The sequence below is a fragment of the Variovorax sp. 10L426 genome (genome assembly GCF_056395305.1).
Genome location: NZ_JBFTJF010000005.1, coordinates 183879 through 203774, shown reverse-complemented (window position 1 = coordinate 203774; position 19896 = coordinate 183879). Strand labels below are relative to the sequence as shown.

The following is a 19896-nucleotide window of genomic DNA, read 5'->3' as shown; positions in this document are numbered from 1 at the left end:
AGACAAACGAATATCTACTTGTTTGAATATGGCATTTTTCGCATAAGCAGATCAGCCGGCCAGGTCGTGAGGCTCATCGCTGTCGAGGTTTTCGACCAGGAAATCGATCAGCCGCCGCACGGCCGGCACCAGCGCCCGCCGAGCCGGGAACATCAAGTGAGTGATGCCCGGAGCCGGTCCCCAGCCCGGCAGCACCTCGACCAGTTTCCCCGTCTTGAGCTCGTTTCGGCACATGTAGTCGGGCAGCACCGATACGCCCGTGCCCTGCACCACTGCGAACTTGAGTGTCAGGAGGTCATCGGCAACGTAGCGCGGTACGTGCGAATGCACGGTCACCTTGCCGGCGGGCCCTTCCAGGCGCCAGTTGGTCCGGCCGTCGCCAGTGGACATCGACACGGTGTCGAGCTTCGACAGATCCGTCGGCACCAGCACCGGCCCTTGCCGCTGGAGCTGATCAGGATTGCCGACCAGGATGCCCCGGCTGATGCCGAAAATCTTCGCGACGAGCGTGGCACTGTCCTCGACCTCGGGCCGCACGCGCAGCGCAAGGTCGACGCCCTCCTCGACCAGATCGACCGGCCGGTTCAGCACGCGCATCTCGACACGGACGGCCGGATAGAGCGCCATGAAACGCGGCAGCAAAGGGCCGACACTGCTCTGTGCCAACGTCACCGGACAGCTCAGGCGTACGGTGCCTCGCGGCTCCGTCTGGACTTGTGCAACGGCCTCGGCAGCCGCCTGGGCCGCATCGCGCATGGCCGCGCAGTGCTTCAGATAGAGCTCGCCGGCAGACGTGAGCGACAGCCGCCGCGTGCTGCGCTGCATCAGTTGAACGCCGAGTTGCGCCTCCAGATCGGCGATGCGGCGTGACAAACGCGACTTCGGAATGCCCAGCGCGCGGCTGGCCGCCGCAAAGCCACCGCGCTCCGCCACCTCGGCAAAAAACACCATGTCGTTGAGGTCTTGCATGGTCGACTGTCCTATCCATGGAACGAATTAAGCCATTTTTGCTTACTTATCAAGTAATCGCTACAAAAATAGAATTCTTCCCACGCCGACCGATTTCAGCGCCGGCAACTGTTCAAGAAAGACCATCGATCATGAAACTGCTGCACGTCGACTCCAGCGTCCTGGGTACCAACTCCGTTTCGCGCCAACTGACCGCCGAAATCGTGGCCGATTGGCGCAAGGCCCATCCCCACACGACCGTCGACTACCTCGACCTCGCGGTGGACACCCCCAACCATTTCACCGCCGACGCGCTCGGCATCAAGGTCGGCGTCCAGGCGCAGCCCACAGAAGCCCAACGCCGTGAAAACGAAGTGTCCGAGCGGCTGGTGACGCAATTCCTGGCGGCGGATGTCATCGTCGTCGGCGCCCCGCTCTACAACTTCACGGTGCCGACCCAGCTCAAGGCCTGGATCGACCGCCTCGCGCAAGCCGGCCGCACCTTCAAGTACACCGACAAGGGCCCGGTCGGCCTCGCGACCGGCAAGACCGTGATCGTGGCCTCGACCCGTGGCGGCATGTACTCGACGAGCGAAGGCGGCCAGGCGATGGAACACCAGGAAAGCTATCTGAAGGTGATCTTCGGCTTCTTCGGCATCACCGACGTTCGCTTCGTGCGCGCTGAAGGCCTGGGCATGGGTGATGCGGCCAAGGCTTCCGCCATCACCGCTGCGCGCGCCGAGATCGCCGTGGCGACCGGCAAGGCCGCCAATCAGGACGTCGCGACGCTGGCCGCGTAATCCACGTCACTCATCGCGCACCGGCTGACGGTGCTCCGCCAAGAACCGCTGACACCGCAAGGTCTCAGCGGTTCAGCGTTTGGGACGGCAGTTCCCCGTATTTCTCGCGGTAGCGTGCGCTGAAATGCCCGAGGTGGGCGAAGCCCCATCGCAAGGCGACATCGCGCACGGTTTCGCCAGGCAGGCGCCCTTGCGACAGCTCGTCGCGCACGCGCGCCATGCGTACATCCGCGATGTGGCGCATCGGCGTAGTGGTCCTGTACTTTCGGAATCCGAGAAACAGCGCGCGGGTGCTGACACCCACATGCCTGGCGAGGTCCGCAACCGAAATTGGCTCGTGCGCATGCTCGTCGACGTAGGCTTCTGCGCGCCGCACGAAACCCGGTGAGACGCTGTGCTCAGACGCGCCGAGCACTTCACTGTACGAATGCGGCTGGCATTGCAGCAGCGCGGCAATGCCGGCCTGTTCGATCTGCGAAGCGAGCAGCGGGGAATCGACCCAGGGCGAACTTTTCGAGAGATCGTCGCCGAGTTCCTCGAACAACCAGCGAACCCAACCCACCCATGCCGCGGCGCGCGGTTGATCGAGCGCCATCCCCGGCGCGAAGACGACCGGCTCACGCAAAGGCCGGCCGAGGTGGCCGGCACATTGCTTTTCGAGCGCAGCGCGCTCCACCCGCACGAAGAGCTTCTCGCAGCCCTCGTGGTGGAGCATCGTCATCGGCTCGCTCGGACTGACGACCGACGCGACGGCGCTTGTCGACTGCACCGTCTCGCCCGCCGTGCGCACACCTTCGCTCCCCTGCAGAAGGATCTGGATCAGATAGAAGCTCTGCAGTTGCCCCGGGTCGATCGCCACGGTAGCGCCGTAGCCCATGCGCCCCAATCCCAGCGCCCCGATGCCGCGGTAGTGCATCGACGCCTTGACGCGCTGGCGACTGCCGATGACCGACAGCTTGTGATCGCAGAACACCTGCGTGACGCGGCTGCGCGCTTCATCGAGATCTGAAGTCTGAAAGTGGCCAATGTGAGGCAGGGGGCCCCGGGCAACTGGAGCAACTGAAGCTTGAATCACGCGCTCTCCGGACAGTCTGGTTTCGAAACGCTTTTCGGCGATCCCCAATCCCGATACTGGGCGCTCGCGCCGAGGTCGGACTTCGGGGATAACCCTCGCCCACCCTGCTCCTGCATGGCACGGCGGCACAAAGACTTGCACTCATGGGACAGCGCTTGCGCGCCCGGGACACCGCCCTGGCGCCGCGTCCCTATCGTGAACCCGTCCAAGTTCACACATGCACGCCCCATGCCAATCCAACCTACTCCCCTCCTGCAGCGCAAGCACTTCCTGCTCGGCACCTTCGCCTCCAACTGCTCCAGCGGCATGTCCGTCACCAAGGTGCCGGAACGCTGGCAGAACACCTGGGACAACAACCTGAAGCTCGCCCGCCTGCTCGACGATGCGGGCATCGACTTCATGCTGCCCATCGCGCGCTGGATCGGCTACGGCGGCGACACCAATTTCCATGGCGACGTCCTGGAAACCGTGACCTGGGCAACCGGGCTGGTCGCGCAGACGAAGCAGCTGACGGTGTTCGCTACCACCCATACCGCGGCCAACCATCCGGTGGTCGTGGCCAAGCAGATCGCGACCATCGACCAGCTCGGCCAGGGCCGCGCCGGCCTGAACATCGTCGCCGGCTGGAACAACCCAGAGTACGAGGCGCTGGGCCTGAAGCTTCCGCCCGACCACGAGACACGCTACGCGTATGCCGAAGAGTGGTACCAGCTCGTGCGCAAGCTGTGGCAAGACCCGGGCATCTTCGACTGGGATGGTGCGCATTTCCAGCTCAAGGGCATTCACAGCCATCCGAAGCCCTACGGCGGATTGCCGCCGATCCTCAACGCGGCAGGCTCGGGGCTCGGACGCGAATTCGCCACGCGCAACGCCAACTTCCTTTTCACGCCGGCCATCGATCTTGCGCGCTCGAAGGACGAAGTCAGCGAACTGCGAAGCTCGGCCAATGCCAAGGGGCGAAACGTCGGAGTGCTTACTTTCTCGCACGTGGTCTGCCGGCCCACCGAGGCGGAGGCACGCGCCTATCTCTCGCATTTCGGTCAGCAACATGCGGATTGGGCAGCCGTTGACAACCTGGTCAATCTCCAGTTCGCGCACGCTCAATCGTTCCCTCACGATCTGCTGGCCCTGATCCGCGATCGCATGGCGGCGGGGCACGGGGGATTTCCGCTTGTCGGCACGCCGGAGCAAGTGGCCCAGGGAATCATCAGCCTCGCTGAAGCGGGGTTCAGCGGAACCACGTTGTCCTTCGTGGACTACGTCGAAGAGTTCCCGTATTTCCGGGACATGGTCCTCCCGATCCTCCGCGCCCATGGCCTCCGCGATGTTTGACACGCCCGTTCCGGTCGACGGTCACGCCTTCCGCACGGCCATGCGACGGCTGGCCGGCGGTGTGAGCGTCATCACCGTAGGCGCCTTCGGCGCACGCACGGGGTTCACTGCCACATCCGTCGTCTCGCTATCGGTCGAACCGGCAGTGCTGCTTGTGTCCGTCAATGCCGCCTCTTCATCCTGGCCCTTGATGCGCGAGCACGGACGCTTTGGCGTCAACGTTCTGGCCGAGCACCAGCAGACGGTGGCTGAGCGCTTCTCAGGGCGCGACGGCATCCAGGCCGAGGGGCGCTACGCGCGATCGACATGGCATCTCGTCGAAGACGCTTGGCTGCTCGACGGCGCGACCGCGGCCTTCGCTTGCGAAATCGAGGAATGCTTCGAGCGTCATGGCCATTGCGTCGTGCTCGGCCGCGTGCGTGGGATACGCACCGACGCGACCAACGACGGAGCCCTCGTCTACTGGAAAACGGGCTACACGCCCTTGCGCCTTCCCGCCCTTCCCACCCTTCCCACCCTTCCCGCTCACCCCACGCATCCCACGGAGATCCGCACCCATGGCACATGCCACCCTTGACCGTCTCGCAACTGATTTGCTCGAAGGCCGCGTCCGCATCATCGACCTCACCCAGACCTTGTCGCCGGACTTTCCGGCGTTGCAATTACCGCCTCAGTTCGGGCAGGTCTGGGGCTTCAAGATGGAGAAGATCTCGCACTACGACGAGGCGGGTCCGGGCTGGTACTGGAACAACTTCTCGTGCGGCGAGCACACCGGCACGCACTTCGACGCACCGGTGCACTGGATCAGCGGCAAGGATCATCCGAACAACAGCGTGGACACCATCGACGCCCGGAATTTCGTCGCGCCCGCGGTGGTGGTCGATGCCAGCGCCGAAGTCGCTGCCAATCCCGACTGGCTGCTGACCGTGCCCTTTCTCGAAGCCTGGGAGTCACGGCAGGGCCGTATTCCGGCCGGCGCCTGGGTGCTGTTTCGCACGGACTGGTCGCGGCGCGCGAACGATCCGGCCGCGTTCCTGAATCTTCGAGAGGACGGCGCACACACGCCGGGCCCTACGCAGGAAACGGTGGAATGGCTCATCAGACACCGCAACGTGCACGGATTCGGCGTGGAAACCATCAACACCGACGCGGGCCAAGCCCACTCCTGGCCGCTGCCCTACCCGTGTCACACGCTGATGCACGGCGCCAATCGGTACGGGCTGCAATGCCTGACCAACCTCCATCAGCTTCCGGCACGGGGCGCCATGATCTGGGCAGCACCGCTGAAGATTCAGGGCGGATCAGGCAGTCCCCTGCGCGTGCTCGCGCTCATCGGGGACTGAGGTGCTTCGCCCTCACTCGCCTACTTCGAGTGGTCGTTGATCCAGGCCACGTACTTGTCGACCCAGCTCTGGAGAAACTGCTTGCTGCCTTCGGCGATATGACCCTTGTCGTCGAACATGCCTTCCTTGTTCTGCAGGAAGACCTCAGGCTGGCCGAGCGTCGGCATGTCGAGATAGGCCAGCACGGTGCGCAACTGCTGCTGGGCGACAGCGGTGCCGATCTGGCCGACGGAGATGCCGATCACGCCCGCAGGCTTGCCCGCCCAGGCGCTCTGGCCGTACGGGCGCGATGCGTTGTCGATGGCGTTCTTCAACACGCCGGGAATCGCGCGGTTGTATTCGGGCGTCACGAACAGCACGCCGTCCGCCGCGGCGATCTCGGTCTTGAGCCGCTTGACCGCCGGCGCCTGATTGCCGTCCTGGTCCTGGTTGTAGAGCGGAAGGTCGTCGATCTGCACGTGCTCGAAGGTGAAATCCGAGGGTGCGAGATGCGCGATGGCAAGCGCGAGCTTGCGGTTGAACGAATCCTTGCGCAGGCTGCCGATGACGACGGCAATTTTTTTCTGGGCCATGAAAACTCCTTGACGGTGGTTGAAGGAAGTCGAAATGAATTATGCGGAGCGCGCAAGACTGGCCTGCGTCACGTTGGCGCCGGGCGGCACGTCATCCGTGATCCACACGTTGCCGCCGATGGTCGCGCCCTTCCCCAGCGTCACGCGGCCCAGGATCGTCGCGCCGGCGTAGATGACCACGTCGTCCTGCACGACCGGGTGGCGCGGCAGGCCCTTCTGCAGATTGCCCTCGACGTCCGTCGGAAAGCGCTTGGCGCCGAGCGTCACTGCCTGGTAGATGCGAACGCGCTTGCCGATGACGGCGGTCTCGCCGATCACGACGCCCGTGCCGTGGTCGATGAAGAATCCGGCGTCGATCTGTGCGCCCGGATGGATGTCGATGCCGGTCTGCCCGTGCGCCAGTTCGGCCACGATGCGCGCCAGCAGCGGCAGTCCGAGCCCGTACAACCGATGCGCGAGACGGTGGTGAATCATCGCGAGGATGCCCGGATAGCACAGCAGCACTTCATCCACGCTGCGCGCCGCGGGGTCGCCCTGGAATGCTGCGAGCACGTCGCCATCCAGCAGCCGCCGGATGCCCGGCAGCGCAGCCGCGAACTCGCGGATCGCCGCCGTGGCCTGGGCATCGATTTCTTCGGGAGCACGCGGCTGGTGGCGCGCGGTGTAGAGCAGTTCCAGCCTCGCTTGCACAAGCAGCGATTGAAGCGCCGCATCGAGCGTGTAGCCGACATAGAAGTCTTCGCTCTCGCTGCGAAGCTCGGGCGGCCCGAGCCGCATCGGGAAAAGCGCGCCCTTCAGCGACTCGACGACGCCTGCCAGCGCATCGCGCGACGGAAATTCGCGACTGCCGGGTTCGCGCGATCGCTTCTGGGCGTCGCGCCATTCGTCGCGGGCCGCATGCAGGGCGGCGACGATGTCACTGACATCGAAAAGGGACATGCCATTCCTCCGGTAGTGGGGGCTCGACCATGCACCATCGCACAAAACCCCACGGCGACCGGGTTTCTACCCGAAAACCCGGCCGCCCCGGACTTACCAACTCGCCAGCACCGAGCCCTTGAACTCGTTCTGGATGTAGTTCCGCACCTCTTCGGAGTGATAGGCCTTCACCAGCTTGGCGACCCAGGGCTTGCTCTTGTCCTGCTCGCGCACGACCAGGATGTTGACGTAGGGGCTCTTCGCGCTTTCCTTGGCGATCGCATCCTTGCCCGGGTTGAGTCCGGCGGAAAGCGCGAAGTTGGTGTTGATGCCCGCGGCGTCGAGGTCGTCGAGCGTGCGCGGCAGTTGGGCGGCATCGACTTCGACGAACTTGATCTTCTTCGGGTTCTCGACCACATCGAGCGGCGTGGCCTTCAGGCCGGCCTCGGGCTTGAGCTTGATCAGGCCCTGGTCCTGCAGCACGAGCAAAACGCGGCCACCGTTGGTCGGGTCGTTCGGGATCCCGAAGCGCGCGCCCTCCTTCAGGTCCTTCAGGTTCTTGACCTTCTTCGAATAGATGCCGATCGGGAAGTTGACCGTATAGGCCACATCCACGAGCTTGTAGTTGCGGTCCTTGACCTGCTGGTCGAGGTACGGCTTGTGCTGGTAGCTGTTGGCATCGAGGTCGCCCGCGGCGAGTGCGGCGTTGGGTTGAACGTAGTCGCTGAATTCGACGATCTGGATCTTGAGACCGTCCTTTTCGGCAACCTTCTTGACCTGCTCGAAGATCTGCGCGTGCGGGCCGCCGGTGACGCCGACCTTGATCGGCTTGTCCTGCGCGAGGGCGGGCACGGCCGCAAAGCCCGACACGATCGCCAGTGCGACGACCGATTGAAGAAGCTTGCGTTTGGGGTGAATCATGAAACGTGGTCCTTGTACGAGAAAGAAGGGAGAGAGGTGAGAGAAAAAAAATCATTTGTGGCTGAGCTTGCGCACCAACCAGTCGCCGCCGCTCTGCAGCGCCTGCACGAACAGGATCAGCACGACCACCACGGCGAGCATCACCTCGGGAAGGAAGCGCTGGTAGCCGTAGCGGATGCCCAGGTCGCCCAGCCCGCCGCCGCCGATCGCGCCCGCCATCGCGGAGTAGCCGGTGAGACTCACGAAGGATATCGTCACGCCGGCCACGATGCCGGGCAGTGCTTCGGGCAACAGCACCTTCCAGACGATCTGTCGCGTGGTCGCGCCCATGGCCTGCGCCGCTTCGACCAGGCCGCGATCGACCTCGCGCAGCGAGGTCTCGACCAGTCGCGCAACGAAGGGGGCGGCGGCAAGGCTCAACGGCACCACGGCCGCCGCGGTGCCGATCGACGAGCCGGTCAGCAAGCGCGTCAGCGGAATGATCGCCACCAGCAGGATGATGAAAGGCGTGGAGCGCACCGCGTTCACGATGGCGCCGACGATCCGGTTGGCGGGCCGATTCTCCAGCACGCCACCCGTGTCAGTGAGATGCAGGTAGACGCCGAGTGGCACGCCGACCAACGCGCCGATCAAGCCCGAAATGCCGACCATCACGATGGTCTCCCACAGCGAGGTCGCGAAGAGCTCCAGCATGGGACCGGTGAAGATGTCAAACATGGGCCACCTCCTGCACCACCACGCCGGCACCGCGCAGATAGGCGACGGCCGAGGCCACCGACTCGCCCGCACCGCGTGCCAGCACGGCCAGGGAGCCGAAGGGCCGCCCCTGGATCTCGTCGACCTGACCGTGCACGATCGACAAGTCGATACCAAAGCGTCGGATCACTTGCGACAGCAGCGGCTGGTCCGCCGCGTCGTCGCCCGCGAAGGCCAGGCGCAGCAGCTGCGGCGACTGTGCACTGCCGTCCTGCATCAGCGCGCGGATGCGCGCCAGCACGCTTTCAGGCAGTTCCTGCGGCGCGATGTCGTCGAGCAGGCTGCGCGTCGTCTCGTGCTGCGGCCGCGTGAAGACATCGAGCACGGCGCCCTGCTCCACGATGCGGCCGTGATCAATCACCGCCACCTGCTGTGCGAGCTGCTTGATGACCTGCATCTCATGCGTGATGAGCACGATGGTCAGGCCGAACTCGCGATTGATCTGCTGCAGCAGCGCGAGGATCGACCGCGTGGTCTCGGGGTCCAGCGCCGAGGTGGCCTCGTCCGAGAGCAGCACCTTCGGCCGATTGGCCAGCGCGCGCGCAATGCCCACCCGCTGCTTCTGGCCGCCGCTGATTTGTGCCGGATAGCGGTCACGCAGCCCGGTGAGGCCCACCAGTTCCAGCAGCGGATCGACCCGCCCCTTGATTTCCGACGGACGCAGGCCCGCGAGTTCGAGCGGCAATGCCACGTTGTCGTAGACCGTGCGCGAGGCCAGCAGATTGAAGTGCTGGAAGATCATGCCGATGCCTTGCCGCGCGGCGCGCAGCTCGACATCGTTCAACGCCGTGAGCTCGCGCCCGTCCACCCGCACGCTGCCGCGCACCGGGCGATTGAGGAGGTTGATGGTGCGCACGAGCGAGCTCTTGCCCGCGCCGCTGCGCCCGATCACGCCGAACACTTCGCCCGGCGCCACCGTCAGGTCGATGCCTTTGAGGGCCTCGACCGGCCCGCTTGGGCCATCGTAGATCTGATGAATGTCTGAGAGTTGAATCATCCCCGTATTAGAGCTTGGCGATCGACACCTCGGTCGACTTCACCAGCGCGACCACTTCGGAACCCGGCTTGAGCTGGAGTTCGTCGACCGAGCGCGTGGTGATGACCGAAGTCACGATGCCCCAGGCGGTCTCGACATCGACTTCGGAGACGACGTCGCCCCGGATGATTTCGCGGACCTTGCCCTTGAATTGGTTGCGGACGTTGATGGCTTGGATGGACATGGAAAGCTCCTTCGGTTGAAAAGATGAATGAATGAGAGGGTCAGACCGCCCAGCGCAGCACGTGCGCGGGACCGTCCGCCCAGCGGGTGTCGTTTGCAGGTTCGGCTTCGGGCCCTTCCGGCTTTTGCAAGACCCGATCGAGGATGCGCTTCTCGAGCGCCGCAAAGGCCGGATCGCCCTGCGAGCGTGGCCGCGCCAGCGCGATGTTCTCGTCGAGCGCGATGCGGCCATCCTCGATCAGGATCACGCGATCCGCCAGCGCCACGGCCTCCTGCACATCGTGCGTGACCAGCAGCGCGGTGAAGCGATGCCTTTGCCAGAGGTTCTCGATGAGGCGGTGCATCTCGATGCGCGTCAACGCGTCGAGCGCGCCCAACGGTTCGTCGAGCAGCAGCAGGCGCGGGTGATGCACCAGCGCGCGCGCCAGAGAGACGCGTTGCCGCTGCCCGCCGGAAAGCCGCGCCGGCCACTCGTTCCTGCGCTCGGCAAGGCCAACCTGCGCCAGCACTTCCTCGCCGCGCGGCCTGCTCTGCGCCGACAGGCCCAGCGTCACGTTGTCGAGCACCCGTCGCCACGGCAGCAGGCGCGCCTCCTGGAACATGATCCGCGTGTCGTCGTGCAGCCCGTCGACAGCCTTGCCGTCCGTGTAGAGCGCACCTTCGGAGGCCTCTTCGAGACCGGCGATCAGTCGCAACAACGTGCTCTTGCCGCATCCGCTGCGACCGACGATCGCGATGAACTGGCCAGGCTCGACCGTGAGCTGGGTGTTGCGCAGCACTTCGCGCTCGCCGTAGCGCTTCGACAGGCCGCGAATCTCGAGCCGGATGCCGGCGGGCGCTTCGGAATCGGTATGAATGGATTGGGGGACGGCGCTCATGGTGTTCTCCTCTTCAATTTCACTTCGCGACCTGGTAGCCCGGATGCCACCGCAACCACCAGCGTTCCAGCCCGCGCGCAAAGAGATCGGCCAGCTTGCCCAGCAGCGCGTAGAGCAGGATGCCCACGAGCACGACGTCTGTCTGCAAGAACTCGCGTGCATTCATCGTGAGATAGCCGATGCCGGATTGCGCGGAGATGGTCTCGGCCACGATCAGGATCACCCACATCAGGCCCAGCGAGAAGCGCAATCCGACGAGGATCGACGACATCGCGCCCGGAAGAATCACTTCCTTGTAGAGCTGCCAGCGCGTGAGCCCGTAGGTCCGGCCCATCTCGATCAATTGCGGGTCGACATTGCGGATGCCGTGGAAGGTGTTGAGATAGATCGGAAAGAACACCGACACCGAGATCAGGAACAACTTGGCCGATTCGTCGATGCCGAACCACAGGATCACCAGCGGGATCAGCGCCAGCGCCGGGATGTTGCGCACCATCTGGATGGTCGAATCGAGCAGCGTCTCGAAGAAGCGCACCGAGCCCGTGAGCAGCCCCAGCGCGAGTCCGAGGCCGCCGCCGATGGCGAGGCCGCCCAGCGCGCGCCCGGCGCTCACTTTCACGTGCGTCCACAGTTCACCGGACGCGGCGAGCGACCAGGCCGCCTTGATCACATCGACGGGTGCGGGCAACACGCGTGTCGAGAGCCATCCGAGAGACGAGGCGATCTGCCACGCTGCGACCAGGCCCACGGGCACCAGCCACGGCACCAGGCGCTTCGCGACGGAGGTTCCGAAGCCTTTGACGGCGTTGAGCGAAGGCACCGACGGAGATGTGGGCACGGGCAAGGTCCGTACTTGTTCTGTCATGAGAATCCTTTGGCTGCGCCCGTTCAGCTCTGCGACAGCAGACGCGAAGGCGCATCGAGATTGGCGACCACTTCGCCGAAGGGGCCGGTCAGCGTCTCACCCGGCAAGCCAGGGCGCTGCTTGCGCGGCAGCAGCGGAAACACCAATTCGGCGAAGCGATAGGACTCCTCCAGGTGCGGATAACCCGAGAGGATGAAGCTCTCGATGCCGAGCGCGGCGTATTCCTCGATGCGCGCTGCGACCGTCTTCGGATCGCCCACCAGCGCCGTGCCTGCACCACCGCGCACCAGACCTACGCCGGCCCACAGGTTCGGGCTGATTTCCAGATCGGCGCGCGTGCGCTTCGCGCCGCCCGCGTGCAGCGCGGCCATGCGTCGCTGGCCTTCGGAATCCATGCGCGCAAAAGCACTCTGCGCCCGGATCACCGTTTCATCGTCGACACGGCTGATCAGCGTTTCGGCGGCGCGCCATGCTTCGTCTTCGGTCTCGCGCACGATGACGTGCAGGCGGATGCCGAACTTCACGGTGCGGCCCCCACCGCCGCCGGGCCGCCCCAAGGCGGTGGGCGCCCCCTCGGGGGGAAGCGAAGCGTGGGGGTCCACATACTTCGCTGCGCGTTCGCGGACGTCGGCGATCTTCTTCGCCACCTCAGCGGGCGGCTCGCCCCAGGTGAGGTACGCATCGACCTGCTCGGCAGCCAACTCGTGCGCCGCTGCCGACGAGCCACCGAACCACACCGGCGGATACGGCTTTTGCGTCGGCGGGAACAGCAGCTTCGCGCCCTTCACGCTCAGGTGCTTGCCGTCGTAGTCGAAGCTCTTGCCTTCATGGCTGCGAGCGATGATCTCGCGCCAGATGCGGATGAACTCGGCCGATTGCTCGTAGCGCGAAGCATGGTCGAGGAACACGCCGTCGCCCTCGAGCTCAGTCTGGTCGCCGCCCGTCACGAGGTTTACCAGCACGCGTCCGCCGGAGAGTCGGTCGAAGGTCGCGGCCATGCGCGCGGCAAGGCTCGGTTGGTGCAGGCCCGGTCGCACCGCGACAAGGAACTTGAGCCGCGTCGTCGCGCCGATCAGGCTCGATGCGATCACCCAGGGGTCTTCGCACGAGCGCCCCGTCGGGATCAGCACGCCTTCGTAGCCGAGCTTGTCGGCCGCGCCCGCAATCTGCTGCAGGTAGGCCAGGTCGACCGAACGCGCGCCCTCGGTGGTGCCGAGATAGCGGCTGTCGCCGTGGGTGGGGAGGAACCAGAAGATGTTCATCGTCATGTGCTTTCAAGGTTTGGGGGCGTCGGGGTGCCAGACGATCCGCGCAACCTCCACGGGCTTGGGAATGAGACCGAGCTTGTGAAAGGCATCCGCGACGCGTTGCTGGTCGGCAGTCGTCACGGGCTGGATCGGGCCGACCGGCGAAGGCGGTCGCCGCTGGAGAAACAGGCTCACGATGCCCGCGTCGAGCCCGCTGAAATCGGCAATGAGCTTGATGGCGGCCGGCCGATCCTGCTGCACGAGCCGATCGGCGCGCGTCAGTTCTTCGAAGAGCGCGTTGATCACCGCCGGATGCTTTTCGGCGAGCGTGCGCGAGGCCAGGTAGAACGAGTTGTTGTTCGAAAGCCCGCGCCCCGTGGCCAGCGCGCGCGGCTGGATCGCGAGTTCGGTCGCGGCGTAGAACGGATCCCAGATCGCCCAGGCGTCGACGCTTCCGCGCTCGAAGGCGGCGCGCGCATCGGCCGGCGCGAGGTAGATGGGCTGGATGTCGCTCCATTGCAGGCCGGCCTTCTCGACCGCACGCACCAGCAGGAAGTGCGCGCTCGACCCCTTCTGCAACGCCACCTTGCGGCCCTTGAGGTCGGGCAGCGTCTTGAGCGGCGAATCCTTCAGCACGAGCACTGCCGAGCTGTCGGGCTTGGGCGGCTCGGCGCCGACGTAGACGAGATCCTTGCCGGCCGCCTGCGCGAAGACCGGCGGCGAGTCACCGGTGAGACCGAATTCCAGGCTGCCGACCGACAGCGCTTCGAGCAACTGCGGGCCTGCGGGGAATTCGATCCACCCGATCCTGGTGTTCGGAAAGCGCTTTTCGAGCCAGCCCGATTGCTTGACGATCACCAGGTTGGCGGCGGATTTCTGATAGCCGATTCTCAGCTGCTGCAAAGCCTCGGCTGGCGGCGACGAGCCCGCCGGCTGTGCCAAGGCAATGGGTCCACCCAGTCCCCAGGTCCCTGCGGTGAGCGCAAGCAACTGCAGCAGGCGACGGCGCGGGGCGGACGCGTTCGGATGCAAAGCGGTCATGGCGAAGCCTCCGTGCGGTCAGGCGATGTTGGCCGCAGCGGCGTCGAACACGCGGATCTTTCGCGGGATCAATCCGAGAGCGAAGAAGGTGTCCGCGATCTGCTGCTGCTCGCCGAGGATCGCCTTGGTGATTGGCGTCGTGCCGTAGGCCGAGCGCGCGACCGTCACGTCCACCACGGGCTTGGGAAGGCCCCAGATCGCCGACAACTCCGTTGCATAGGCGTCCTTGTTGGCAGCGGCCCACTGGTCGACGCGGTTGATCTCCTCGGTCACTGCGGCCAGGACATCCGGGTTCTTCGCGACATAGTCGAGCGACGAGAAGTAATAGCCTCGATTGCCGACCACGCCGCTCGCATCGGCCAGGATCCGCGCACCGAGCGATTTCTCGGCCGACGCGAGGAACGGATCCCAGATCACCCAGGCATCGACCGAGCCCTTCTCGAACGCAGCGCGCGCATCGGCGGGCGGCAGGAAGACGAGCTTCAGATCGCTGTACGCCAAACCCGACTTCTCGAACAGCTTGACGATGAAGTAGTGAACGTTGCTGCCCTTGTTGAGCGCGATCTTCTTGCCCTTCAGGTCTGCCACGGTCCGAATCGATGAATCCTGCGGAACCAGCACCGCTTCGGCCTGCGGCCGCTGCACGGTGGCGGCCACATAGGCCAGCGGTGCACCGGCCGCCTGCGCAAAGATCGGCGGCGCCTCGCCCACATCGCCAAAGTCGATCGAGCCGACGTTGAGCGCTTCGAGCTGCACCGGCCCTGCGGCGAACTCGGTCCACTTGACCGTGACGCCCAGCGGTGCCAGCCGTTTCTCCAGCGTGCCGCGACTCTTGAGCAGACTCAATTGCCCCTTCTGGTTGCCGATGCGAAGCTGGCGTTCGGTTTGGCGTGCCGGCGCCTGCGCCCATGCACCCAGCGCAGGCAGCGCGATGGATGTGGCAGCGCCCTGGATCAGTTGTCGGCGTGTTATCGAAGATGGCATGAGCTTCTTTCAGACGTAGATCGCCCCGGGCCGCGCAGCGGCCGAAAAAATCGGAACGGGAGTTGGATGGAGGAAGCGCCGCTACGGGCGCCGCGGAGACGGACGAACCGTCAGACGCTACATCGCACGCGCGAGAAGGCCACCGGCTCGAAGCCCCAGGTCGCCGGCAACTTGAGCCCTTCGTTCGCAAGGGTCTCGACGGCATCGTCGAGCCGCTGTGCGAGATCGGCCTGCAGCTGATAGGCTCCTTCGGGCTGCAGAGTCACCTGCCCATCGGTTGCATAGACGCCCGGCAGGATGTGCCGCGCGGCCAGCGACTGCAGAACCGGCCGCAGCGCATAGTCGAGCGCCAGCATGTGATGCGGACTGCCGCCAGTGGCCAGCGGCAGCACCGTTTTGCCCTTGAGCGCGGACTGCGGCAGCAGATCGAGGAACACCTTCAGCACACCGCTGTAGGCAGCCTTGTAGACCGGCGTCGCGATGACGATCACATCGGCCCGCCGGACCTGCTCCACCGCGTGCTGCACCGAAGGATGCGAGGCCTCCCCCAGCAGCAAGGCATGCGCTGCGAGTTCCCGGATCGCGAGTCGATCCACAGGCACCTCGCGCTCCGCAAGCCGCGCCGCCACGGCGTCGAGCAGGACGGCCGAGCGCGAAGGCGCGGAAGGGCTACCGGCAATCAAAAGCACACTCATGTCCGCTCGCGCGTCACTTGTTCAGATAGATTTGATCGAACGTGCCGCCATCCGCGAAGTGCGTCTTGTCGGCCTTCGTCCAGCCGCCGAAGGCGTCATCGATCGTGAACAGCGTGAGCTTGGGGAACTGCTTCTCGTACTTCGCCTTGGCCTTCTCCGAGGTCGGACGGTAGTAGTTGCGGCCGATCACGTCCTGGCCTTCGTCCGAGTACAGGTACTTCAGGTATTCCTCCGCCACGGCGCGCGTGCCCTTCTTGTCGACGACCTTGTCGACCACGGTCACGGTGGGCTCGGCCAGGATGCTGACCGAAGGCACGACGATGTCGTACTTCTCCGGCCCGAATTCCTTCAGCGCAAGGAAGGCCTCGTTCTCCCAGGCCAGCAGCACATCGCCCACACCGCGCTGCACGAAGGTGATGGTCGAGCCGCGCGCGCCAGTGTCCAGCACGGGCACGTTCTTGTAGAGCTTGCTCACGAAGTCCTTGGCCTTGTCGTCGCCGCCGTACTTGCGCTTGGCAAATTCCCACGCGGCGAGGTAGTTCCAGCGCGCGCCACCGGAGGTCTTCGGGTTGGGCGTGATCACCTGCACGCCGGGCTTTACCAGGTCGTCCCAGTCCTTCAAGCCCTTGGGATTGCCCTTCTTCACGAGGAAGACGATGGTCGAGGTGTAGGGTGCCGAGTTGAGCGGCAGGCGCTTCTGCCAGTCCGGCTTGACGAGGCCGCCGTGCGTGACGAGCGCGTCGGTGTCGCCGGCCAGCGCCAGCGTCGCGACATCGGCGTCCAGGCCGTCGATGATCGAACGCGCCTGCTTGCCGGAGCCGCCGTGCGATTGCTTGATCGTCACGTCCTGGCCGGTCTTGGCCTTCCAGTGCCTGGCGAAGACGTGGTTGTAGTCGACGTAGAGTTCTCGCGTCGGGTCGTATGACACGTTGAGCAACGTCACGCCCTGCGCAAACGACGGCAATGACGTCAGGGCGATGCCCGCAGCAGCGGCGGCACCCAGGGAAAGCTTGATAAAGTCGCGGCGAAGGCTCATGGTCTAGTGCTCGTAAATGGCATAAAGCTGAAGCCGCGTATTCTGGATACGGCATATGGAATCGAGAACAACCGAGTTCTCAGTTCTAAATAGCGAAATCAACTAAAGACACCCCAAAGGCACCCAAATGGCACGCATGATCCAGTGCATCAAGCTCGGCAAAGAGGCTGAAGGTCTCGACTTTCCCCCTTATCCCGGAGAACTCGGCAAACGCATCTGGGAAAAAGTCAGCAAGGAAGCCTGGGCCGCATGGCTCAAGCAGCAGACGATGCTGGTCAATGAAAACCGGCTGAATTTGGCTGATGCGCGCGCCCGCCAGTACTTGGCGCGCCAGATGGAAAAGCATTTCTTCGGCGACGGCGCCGACGTCGCCCAGGGGTACGTTCCACCATCGGAATGAAGCGCGCCCCGGGTTTGGGCTGCAGGCGCTGATTTCGTCCGCGCATGGCTGAACCTGTCGATTGGCGCGCGGACGGCATTCCGCGCAGCGCGCGGTTCGACGACATCTATCACACGGAAACCGGCGCACCGGCGCAGGCGCGGCATGTGTTTCTGGGCGGCTGCGGGTTGCCCGAGGCATGGGCTGGGCAGCCGCAATGGCGGATTCTCGAAACTGGCTTTGGGTTTGGGCTCAATTTCCTGACAACCTGGGAGGCTTGGCGGGCCGATCCGCAGCGGCCTCGGCTGCTGCATTTCGTTTCGATCGAGGCCTATCCGGTCTCTCGGGAAGATCTCTTGCGGGCCGCCGCCTCCTATCCCGAGCTAATGCCGCTGGCGGAAAAGCTGGCCGCTCAGTGGCACGGGCTGCTGCCGGGCTTCCATCGACTCTGGCTCGAAGAAGGACGGGTGCTGCTCACGTTGTGCATCGGCGACGTGCAGTCGATGCTGCGCGCGCAGCGCTTCGAATCGGACAGCATTTTTCTCGACGGTTTCAGCCCGCAGCGCAATCCTGAAATGTGGTCGGCAGAGACGCTCAAGGCGGTCTCGCGCTTCGCTCGACGCGGGACGCGCGCGGCCACATGGACCATTGCCAGCGCAGTGCGTGCCGCGCTGGCGCAATGCGGCTTCGAGGTGACGAAGGCGCCCGGTCTGCCGCCCAAGCGCGATTGCCTTCAGGCGGTGTTTGCACCGGCATGGGAAGTCCGGCGCCGCAGGCCCGCACCGCTGCCACCGGCGACTCCCGGCCATTGCGCGGTGATCGGCGCAGGGTTGGCCGGTGCGGCTGTTGCGGCGAGTCTGGCGCGGCGCGGGTGGGAAGTGACGGTGCTCGATGCGGCTGCTCACCCTGCCGCCGGCGCGTCGGGACTGCCGGTGGGCATGCTGGCGCCACACGTGTCGCCGGACGACGCGCTGCTCTCGCGACTCACGCGGGCCGGTATTCGCGCGACGTGGCAGCAGTTGGCGCAATGGTTGGACGAAGGGCGCGACTGGCGCGCGAGCGGCGTGATCGAACGTCGCGCGATGGCGGATGCCCGCCTGCCTGACGGCTGGACCGCAGAAGGTCCCAACGAGTCATGGCACGCGACAGCGGCACAACTCCACGATGCCGGCCTGCCGTCCGAGACCGTCGCACTCTGGCACGCACGTGCAGGATGGGTACGGCCGGCGCGGCTGGTCGAAGCCTGGCTCGCGCAACCCGGCATCCGAGTTGAAACGGGTCGGCACGTTGCGTGCATCGAACGGGTCGAAGCAGGTTGGTTGCTACGTGACGACAGCAGGACGGCGCTCGTGCGAGCCGATCGGGTCGTGGTTGCCGCCGGCTTCGAAAGCCGCGCCTTTGCGCCCGACCTTCCGCTGCAGCCAGTACGCGGTCAGGTCGCCTGGGGTGTCACGCCTTCCAGTGCGCAATTGCACGGCGTGCCGATCAATGGTGACGGTCATCTGATTGCCCGCGTACCCGACGATGCCGGCGACTTGTGGCTCGCTGGCGCGACCTTCGACCGCGACAGCAGCGATCCGTCCGTGCGGCCGGCCGAGCGACAAGTCAATTTCGAACGACTCCAGCGCCTGCATCCCGATGCGGCAGCGCAGCTTGACGCGTCGTTCGCAGAGGGTGACGTGCAGGCATGGGCCGGCGTGCGCTGCGCCTCCGGCGATCGGCGTCCGCTGGTCGGTCCGATCGACGCGACGGCCGAGGACGGCGCGTGGCTCTGCACGGCGTTGGGATCGCGCGGCATGAGCTTCGCCGCGCTGTGCGCCGAACTGCTCGCCGCACGCTGGCACGGCGAACCCCTGCCGTTGCCGGCGAAGCTCGCGAGCGCGCTCGATACCCAGCGAGCGCAGCCCGCGGCGCCTCGGGGATTGGCCAGCGCCATATAGCAATTTCTCCGCACGCAGGACAATCCGCCATGGCCATCCAATACGACGTCACCCACACCACCGTCTACCGGTACAAGACGCCGGTCACCTTCGGTCTGCATCGCGTGATGTTCAGGCCCCGCGAAAGCCACGACCTGCGCGTGCTCGCGACCGACCTGCAGGTGAGTCCGACGGCCAACATCCGGATGATCCTGGACCCTCATTCCAACTCGGTCGCGCTTGTGTACCCGCTGGGCGAAGCCACTGAGCTGCGCATCGTCTGCCGCTTCACGATCGAGCATGTGCCCGCCACTGTCGGCATGCTCGATCTCGACCCGGCGGCCCTGGTCCTCCCCTTCGCCTATTCGGTGGAGGACCGCTTCGATCTCGAGCGCTACCTGCGCCCGCATCACGACGATCCCAACGGCACGCTGATCCGTTGGGCTCACCAGTTCCTCCACAGTGATGCGCCCAACGGCACCTTCGACGTGCTCAAGCGCATGAACGCGCATATCGCCCAGAGCCTGACCTATGCCGCTCGTGACGAGGAAGGCACGCAGACGCCGCTCCAGACCCTCGCGCTCGGCAGCGGCAGTTGCCGTGACTATGCGTTGCTGATGATGGAAGCCGCGCGTCGCCTGGGCATCGCCACGCGCTTCGTCACGGGTTATCTGTACGACGCCGCGCTCGATACAGCCAACGAAGCGGCCGATGATGGCTCCGTCACCGGCGCGGGAAGCACGCACGCATGGCTGCAGGCCTATCTGCCGGGTGCAGGCTGGGTGGCCTTCGATCCGACCAACAACTTCATGGGCAGCAGCCAATTGATTCGCGTCGGCGTCGCGCGCGATCCTGCGCTGGCGGCGCCCATCTCCGGCACCTGGTACGGCGAACCCGGGGCTTACGAGGGACTGGACGCTTCGGTCGTGGTGCGGCGCGTCTCTTGCTGACCCCTTGGAACGGAGAGC

The 19896-nt window shown here is 65.3% G+C and carries 22 protein-coding genes; 7 read left to right on the top strand and 15 right to left on the bottom strand.

Annotation, left to right across the window (positions count from 1 at the left end; genetic code table 11):
* Window positions 1-51: 51 nt before the first annotated feature.
* The gene (locus tag AC1DHL_RS09480) at window positions 52-969 is read right to left on the bottom strand and encodes a LysR family transcriptional regulator (RefSeq protein WP_478161818.1); all 918 of its coding nucleotides are present in this window, start codon (window positions 967-969) and stop codon (window positions 52-54) included.
* Window positions 970-1100: 131 nt separating this feature from the next.
* Here AC1DHL_RS09480 and AC1DHL_RS09475 point away from each other — a divergent pair, with 131 nt between their 5' ends.
* Complete coding sequence (locus tag AC1DHL_RS09475; RefSeq protein WP_478102567.1) at window positions 1101-1748, top strand: FMN-dependent NADH-azoreductase; 648 nt, start codon at window positions 1101-1103, stop codon at window positions 1746-1748.
* Between the two features lie 64 nt (window positions 1749-1812).
* Here the strand turns inward: AC1DHL_RS09475 and AC1DHL_RS09470 are convergent, their stop codons facing one another.
* Window positions 1813-2823: an AraC family transcriptional regulator gene (locus AC1DHL_RS09470; RefSeq protein WP_478161817.1), complete on the bottom strand. Its 1011-nt coding sequence runs from the start codon at window positions 2821-2823 to the stop codon at window positions 1813-1815.
* A gap of 228 nt (window positions 2824-3051) precedes the next feature.
* On the opposite strand from AC1DHL_RS09470, the gene AC1DHL_RS09465 reads away from it, so the two are divergent.
* The 3 genes from AC1DHL_RS09465 to AC1DHL_RS09455 are packed head-to-tail and all read left to right on the top strand — an operon-like array spanning window position 3052 to window position 5498.
* Window positions 3052-4155 (top strand): LLM class flavin-dependent oxidoreductase, encoded by a 1104-nt coding sequence (locus tag AC1DHL_RS09465; protein ID WP_478161816.1) that lies wholly within the window; start codon window positions 3052-3054, stop codon window positions 4153-4155.
* A complete protein-coding gene (locus tag AC1DHL_RS09460; protein ID WP_478161815.1) occupies window positions 4148-4732 on the top strand; it encodes a flavin reductase family protein in 585 nt (194 codons plus the stop codon). Before AC1DHL_RS09465 ends, AC1DHL_RS09460 begins: the two co-directional genes overlap by 8 nt.
* On the top strand, window positions 4713-5498 hold the full coding sequence (locus AC1DHL_RS09455; protein ID WP_478161814.1) for a cyclase family protein: 786 nt from the start codon (window positions 4713-4715) through the stop codon (window positions 5496-5498). The genes AC1DHL_RS09460 and AC1DHL_RS09455 overlap by 20 nt, the downstream gene beginning before the upstream one ends.
* A 20-nt stretch (window positions 5499-5518) precedes the next feature.
* Here AC1DHL_RS09455 and AC1DHL_RS09450 read toward each other — a convergent pair whose 3' ends face one another.
* The 13 genes from AC1DHL_RS09450 to AC1DHL_RS09390 all read right to left on the bottom strand — a co-directional run bounded on the left by AC1DHL_RS09450 (window position 5519) and on the right by AC1DHL_RS09390 (window position 16630).
* Window positions 5519-6070 (bottom strand): NADPH-dependent FMN reductase, encoded by a 552-nt coding sequence (locus AC1DHL_RS09450; protein ID WP_478102557.1) that lies wholly within the window; start codon window positions 6068-6070, stop codon window positions 5519-5521.
* Between the two features lie 39 nt (window positions 6071-6109).
* Window positions 6110-7009, bottom strand: a complete 900-nt coding sequence (epsC, locus tag AC1DHL_RS09445; protein WP_478161813.1) for a serine O-acetyltransferase EpsC — start codon at window positions 7007-7009, stop codon at window positions 6110-6112.
* A gap of 93 nt (window positions 7010-7102) precedes the next feature.
* Window positions 7103-7909 (bottom strand): MetQ/NlpA family ABC transporter substrate-binding protein, encoded by an 807-nt coding sequence (locus AC1DHL_RS09440; protein WP_478161812.1) that lies wholly within the window; start codon window positions 7907-7909, stop codon window positions 7103-7105.
* Between the two features lie 51 nt (window positions 7910-7960).
* Window positions 7961-8626 (bottom strand): methionine ABC transporter permease, encoded by a 666-nt coding sequence (locus AC1DHL_RS09435; RefSeq protein WP_478161811.1) that lies wholly within the window; start codon window positions 8624-8626, stop codon window positions 7961-7963.
* Complete coding sequence (locus AC1DHL_RS09430) at window positions 8619-9662, bottom strand: methionine ABC transporter ATP-binding protein (RefSeq protein ID WP_478161810.1); 1044 nt, start codon at window positions 9660-9662, stop codon at window positions 8619-8621. Before AC1DHL_RS09430 ends, AC1DHL_RS09435 begins: the two co-directional genes overlap by 8 nt.
* 7 nt (window positions 9663-9669) lie before the next feature.
* On the bottom strand, window positions 9670-9885 hold the full coding sequence (locus tag AC1DHL_RS09425) for a TOBE domain-containing protein (protein ID WP_478102548.1): 216 nt from the start codon (window positions 9883-9885) through the stop codon (window positions 9670-9672).
* A 40-nt stretch (window positions 9886-9925) separates the two neighbouring features.
* Window positions 9926-10762, bottom strand: a complete 837-nt coding sequence (locus tag AC1DHL_RS09420; RefSeq protein WP_478161809.1) for an ATP-binding cassette domain-containing protein — start codon at window positions 10760-10762, stop codon at window positions 9926-9928.
* A gap of 19 nt (window positions 10763-10781) precedes the next feature.
* Complete coding sequence (gene ssuC, locus AC1DHL_RS09415; RefSeq protein ID WP_478161808.1) at window positions 10782-11627, bottom strand: aliphatic sulfonate ABC transporter permease SsuC; 846 nt, start codon at window positions 11625-11627, stop codon at window positions 10782-10784.
* Window positions 11628-11650: 23 nt separating this feature from the next.
* On the bottom strand, window positions 11651-12889 hold the full coding sequence (locus tag AC1DHL_RS09410; RefSeq protein ID WP_478161935.1) for an FMNH2-dependent alkanesulfonate monooxygenase: 1239 nt from the start codon (window positions 12887-12889) through the stop codon (window positions 11651-11653).
* 12 nt (window positions 12890-12901) lie between these two features.
* On the bottom strand, window positions 12902-13915 hold the full coding sequence (locus AC1DHL_RS09405) for a sulfonate ABC transporter substrate-binding protein (protein ID WP_478102543.1): 1014 nt from the start codon (window positions 13913-13915) through the stop codon (window positions 12902-12904).
* A gap of 18 nt (window positions 13916-13933) precedes the next feature.
* Complete coding sequence (locus tag AC1DHL_RS09400) at window positions 13934-14899, bottom strand: sulfonate ABC transporter substrate-binding protein (protein ID WP_478161807.1); 966 nt, start codon at window positions 14897-14899, stop codon at window positions 13934-13936.
* Between the two features lie 110 nt (window positions 14900-15009).
* Window positions 15010-15594: an NADPH-dependent FMN reductase gene (gene ssuE, locus AC1DHL_RS09395; RefSeq protein ID WP_478102539.1), complete on the bottom strand. Its 585-nt coding sequence runs from the start codon at window positions 15592-15594 to the stop codon at window positions 15010-15012.
* A gap of 13 nt (window positions 15595-15607) precedes the next feature.
* A complete protein-coding gene (locus AC1DHL_RS09390; RefSeq protein WP_478161806.1) occupies window positions 15608-16630 on the bottom strand; it encodes a sulfate ABC transporter substrate-binding protein in 1023 nt (340 codons plus the stop codon).
* 127 nt (window positions 16631-16757) lie between these two features.
* On the opposite strand from AC1DHL_RS09390, the gene AC1DHL_RS09385 reads away from it, so the two are divergent.
* From AC1DHL_RS09385 to AC1DHL_RS09375, 3 genes are read left to right on the top strand one after another with little or no spacing between them, the layout of a single operon-like run.
* Complete coding sequence (locus tag AC1DHL_RS09385) at window positions 16758-17030, top strand: oxidative damage protection protein (protein WP_478102535.1); 273 nt, start codon at window positions 16758-16760, stop codon at window positions 17028-17030.
* A 44-nt stretch (window positions 17031-17074) separates the two neighbouring features.
* Window positions 17075-18949, top strand: coding sequence for a bifunctional tRNA (5-methylaminomethyl-2-thiouridine)(34)-methyltransferase MnmC2/FAD-dependent 5-carboxymethylaminomethyl-2-thiouridine(34) oxidoreductase MnmC1 (gene mnmC, locus AC1DHL_RS09380; protein ID WP_478161805.1), 1875 nt, complete (start codon window positions 17075-17077; stop codon window positions 18947-18949).
* 29 nt (window positions 18950-18978) lie between these two features.
* A complete protein-coding gene (locus tag AC1DHL_RS09375; protein WP_478161804.1) occupies window positions 18979-19878 on the top strand; it encodes a transglutaminase family protein in 900 nt (299 codons plus the stop codon).
* The last annotated feature ends 18 nt before the right edge of the window (window positions 19879-19896 follow it).

Coding starts and splice junctions, on each gene's coding strand:
- epsC (WP_478161813.1), bottom strand. CDS start 7,009: ATGTCCCTTTTCGATGTCAGTGACATCGTCGCCGCCCTGCATGCGGCC.
- mnmC (WP_478161805.1), top strand. CDS start 17,075: ATGGCTGAACCTGTCGATTGGCGCGCGGACGGCATTCCGCGCAGCGCG.
- ssuC (WP_478161808.1), bottom strand. CDS start 11,627: ATGACAGAACAAGTACGGACCTTGCCCGTGCCCACATCTCCGTCGGTG.
- AC1DHL_RS09410 (WP_478161935.1), bottom strand. CDS start 12,889: ATGAACATCTTCTGGTTCCTCCCCACCCACGGCGACAGCCGCTATCTC.
- AC1DHL_RS09430 (WP_478161810.1), bottom strand. CDS start 9,662: ATGATTCAACTCTCAGACATTCATCAGATCTACGATGGCCCAAGCGGG.
- AC1DHL_RS09385 (WP_478102535.1), top strand. CDS start 16,758: ATGGCACGCATGATCCAGTGCATCAAGCTCGGCAAAGAGGCTGAAGGT.
- AC1DHL_RS09455 (WP_478161814.1), top strand. CDS start 4,713: ATGGCACATGCCACCCTTGACCGTCTCGCAACTGATTTGCTCGAAGGC.
- AC1DHL_RS09475 (WP_478102567.1), top strand. CDS start 1,101: ATGAAACTGCTGCACGTCGACTCCAGCGTCCTGGGTACCAACTCCGTT.
- AC1DHL_RS09425 (WP_478102548.1), bottom strand. CDS start 9,885: ATGTCCATCCAAGCCATCAACGTCCGCAACCAATTCAAGGGCAAGGTC.
- AC1DHL_RS09400 (WP_478161807.1), bottom strand. CDS start 14,899: ATGCCATCTTCGATAACACGCCGACAACTGATCCAGGGCGCTGCCACA.
- AC1DHL_RS09405 (WP_478102543.1), bottom strand. CDS start 13,915: ATGACCGCTTTGCATCCGAACGCGTCCGCCCCGCGCCGTCGCCTGCTG.
- ssuE (WP_478102539.1), bottom strand. CDS start 15,594: ATGAGTGTGCTTTTGATTGCCGGTAGCCCTTCCGCGCCTTCGCGCTCG.
- AC1DHL_RS09460 (WP_478161815.1), top strand. CDS start 4,148: ATGTTTGACACGCCCGTTCCGGTCGACGGTCACGCCTTCCGCACGGCC.
- AC1DHL_RS09465 (WP_478161816.1), top strand. CDS start 3,052: ATGCCAATCCAACCTACTCCCCTCCTGCAGCGCAAGCACTTCCTGCTC.
- AC1DHL_RS09390 (WP_478161806.1), bottom strand. CDS start 16,630: ATGAGCCTTCGCCGCGACTTTATCAAGCTTTCCCTGGGTGCCGCCGCT.
- AC1DHL_RS09375 (WP_478161804.1), top strand. CDS start 18,979: ATGGCCATCCAATACGACGTCACCCACACCACCGTCTACCGGTACAAG.
- AC1DHL_RS09480 (WP_478161818.1), bottom strand. CDS start 969: ATGCAAGACCTCAACGACATGGTGTTTTTTGCCGAGGTGGCGGAGCGC.
- AC1DHL_RS09435 (WP_478161811.1), bottom strand. CDS start 8,626: ATGTTTGACATCTTCACCGGTCCCATGCTGGAGCTCTTCGCGACCTCG.
- AC1DHL_RS09440 (WP_478161812.1), bottom strand. CDS start 7,909: ATGATTCACCCCAAACGCAAGCTTCTTCAATCGGTCGTCGCACTGGCG.
- AC1DHL_RS09420 (WP_478161809.1), bottom strand. CDS start 10,762: ATGAGCGCCGTCCCCCAATCCATTCATACCGATTCCGAAGCGCCCGCC.
- AC1DHL_RS09450 (WP_478102557.1), bottom strand. CDS start 6,070: ATGGCCCAGAAAAAAATTGCCGTCGTCATCGGCAGCCTGCGCAAGGAT.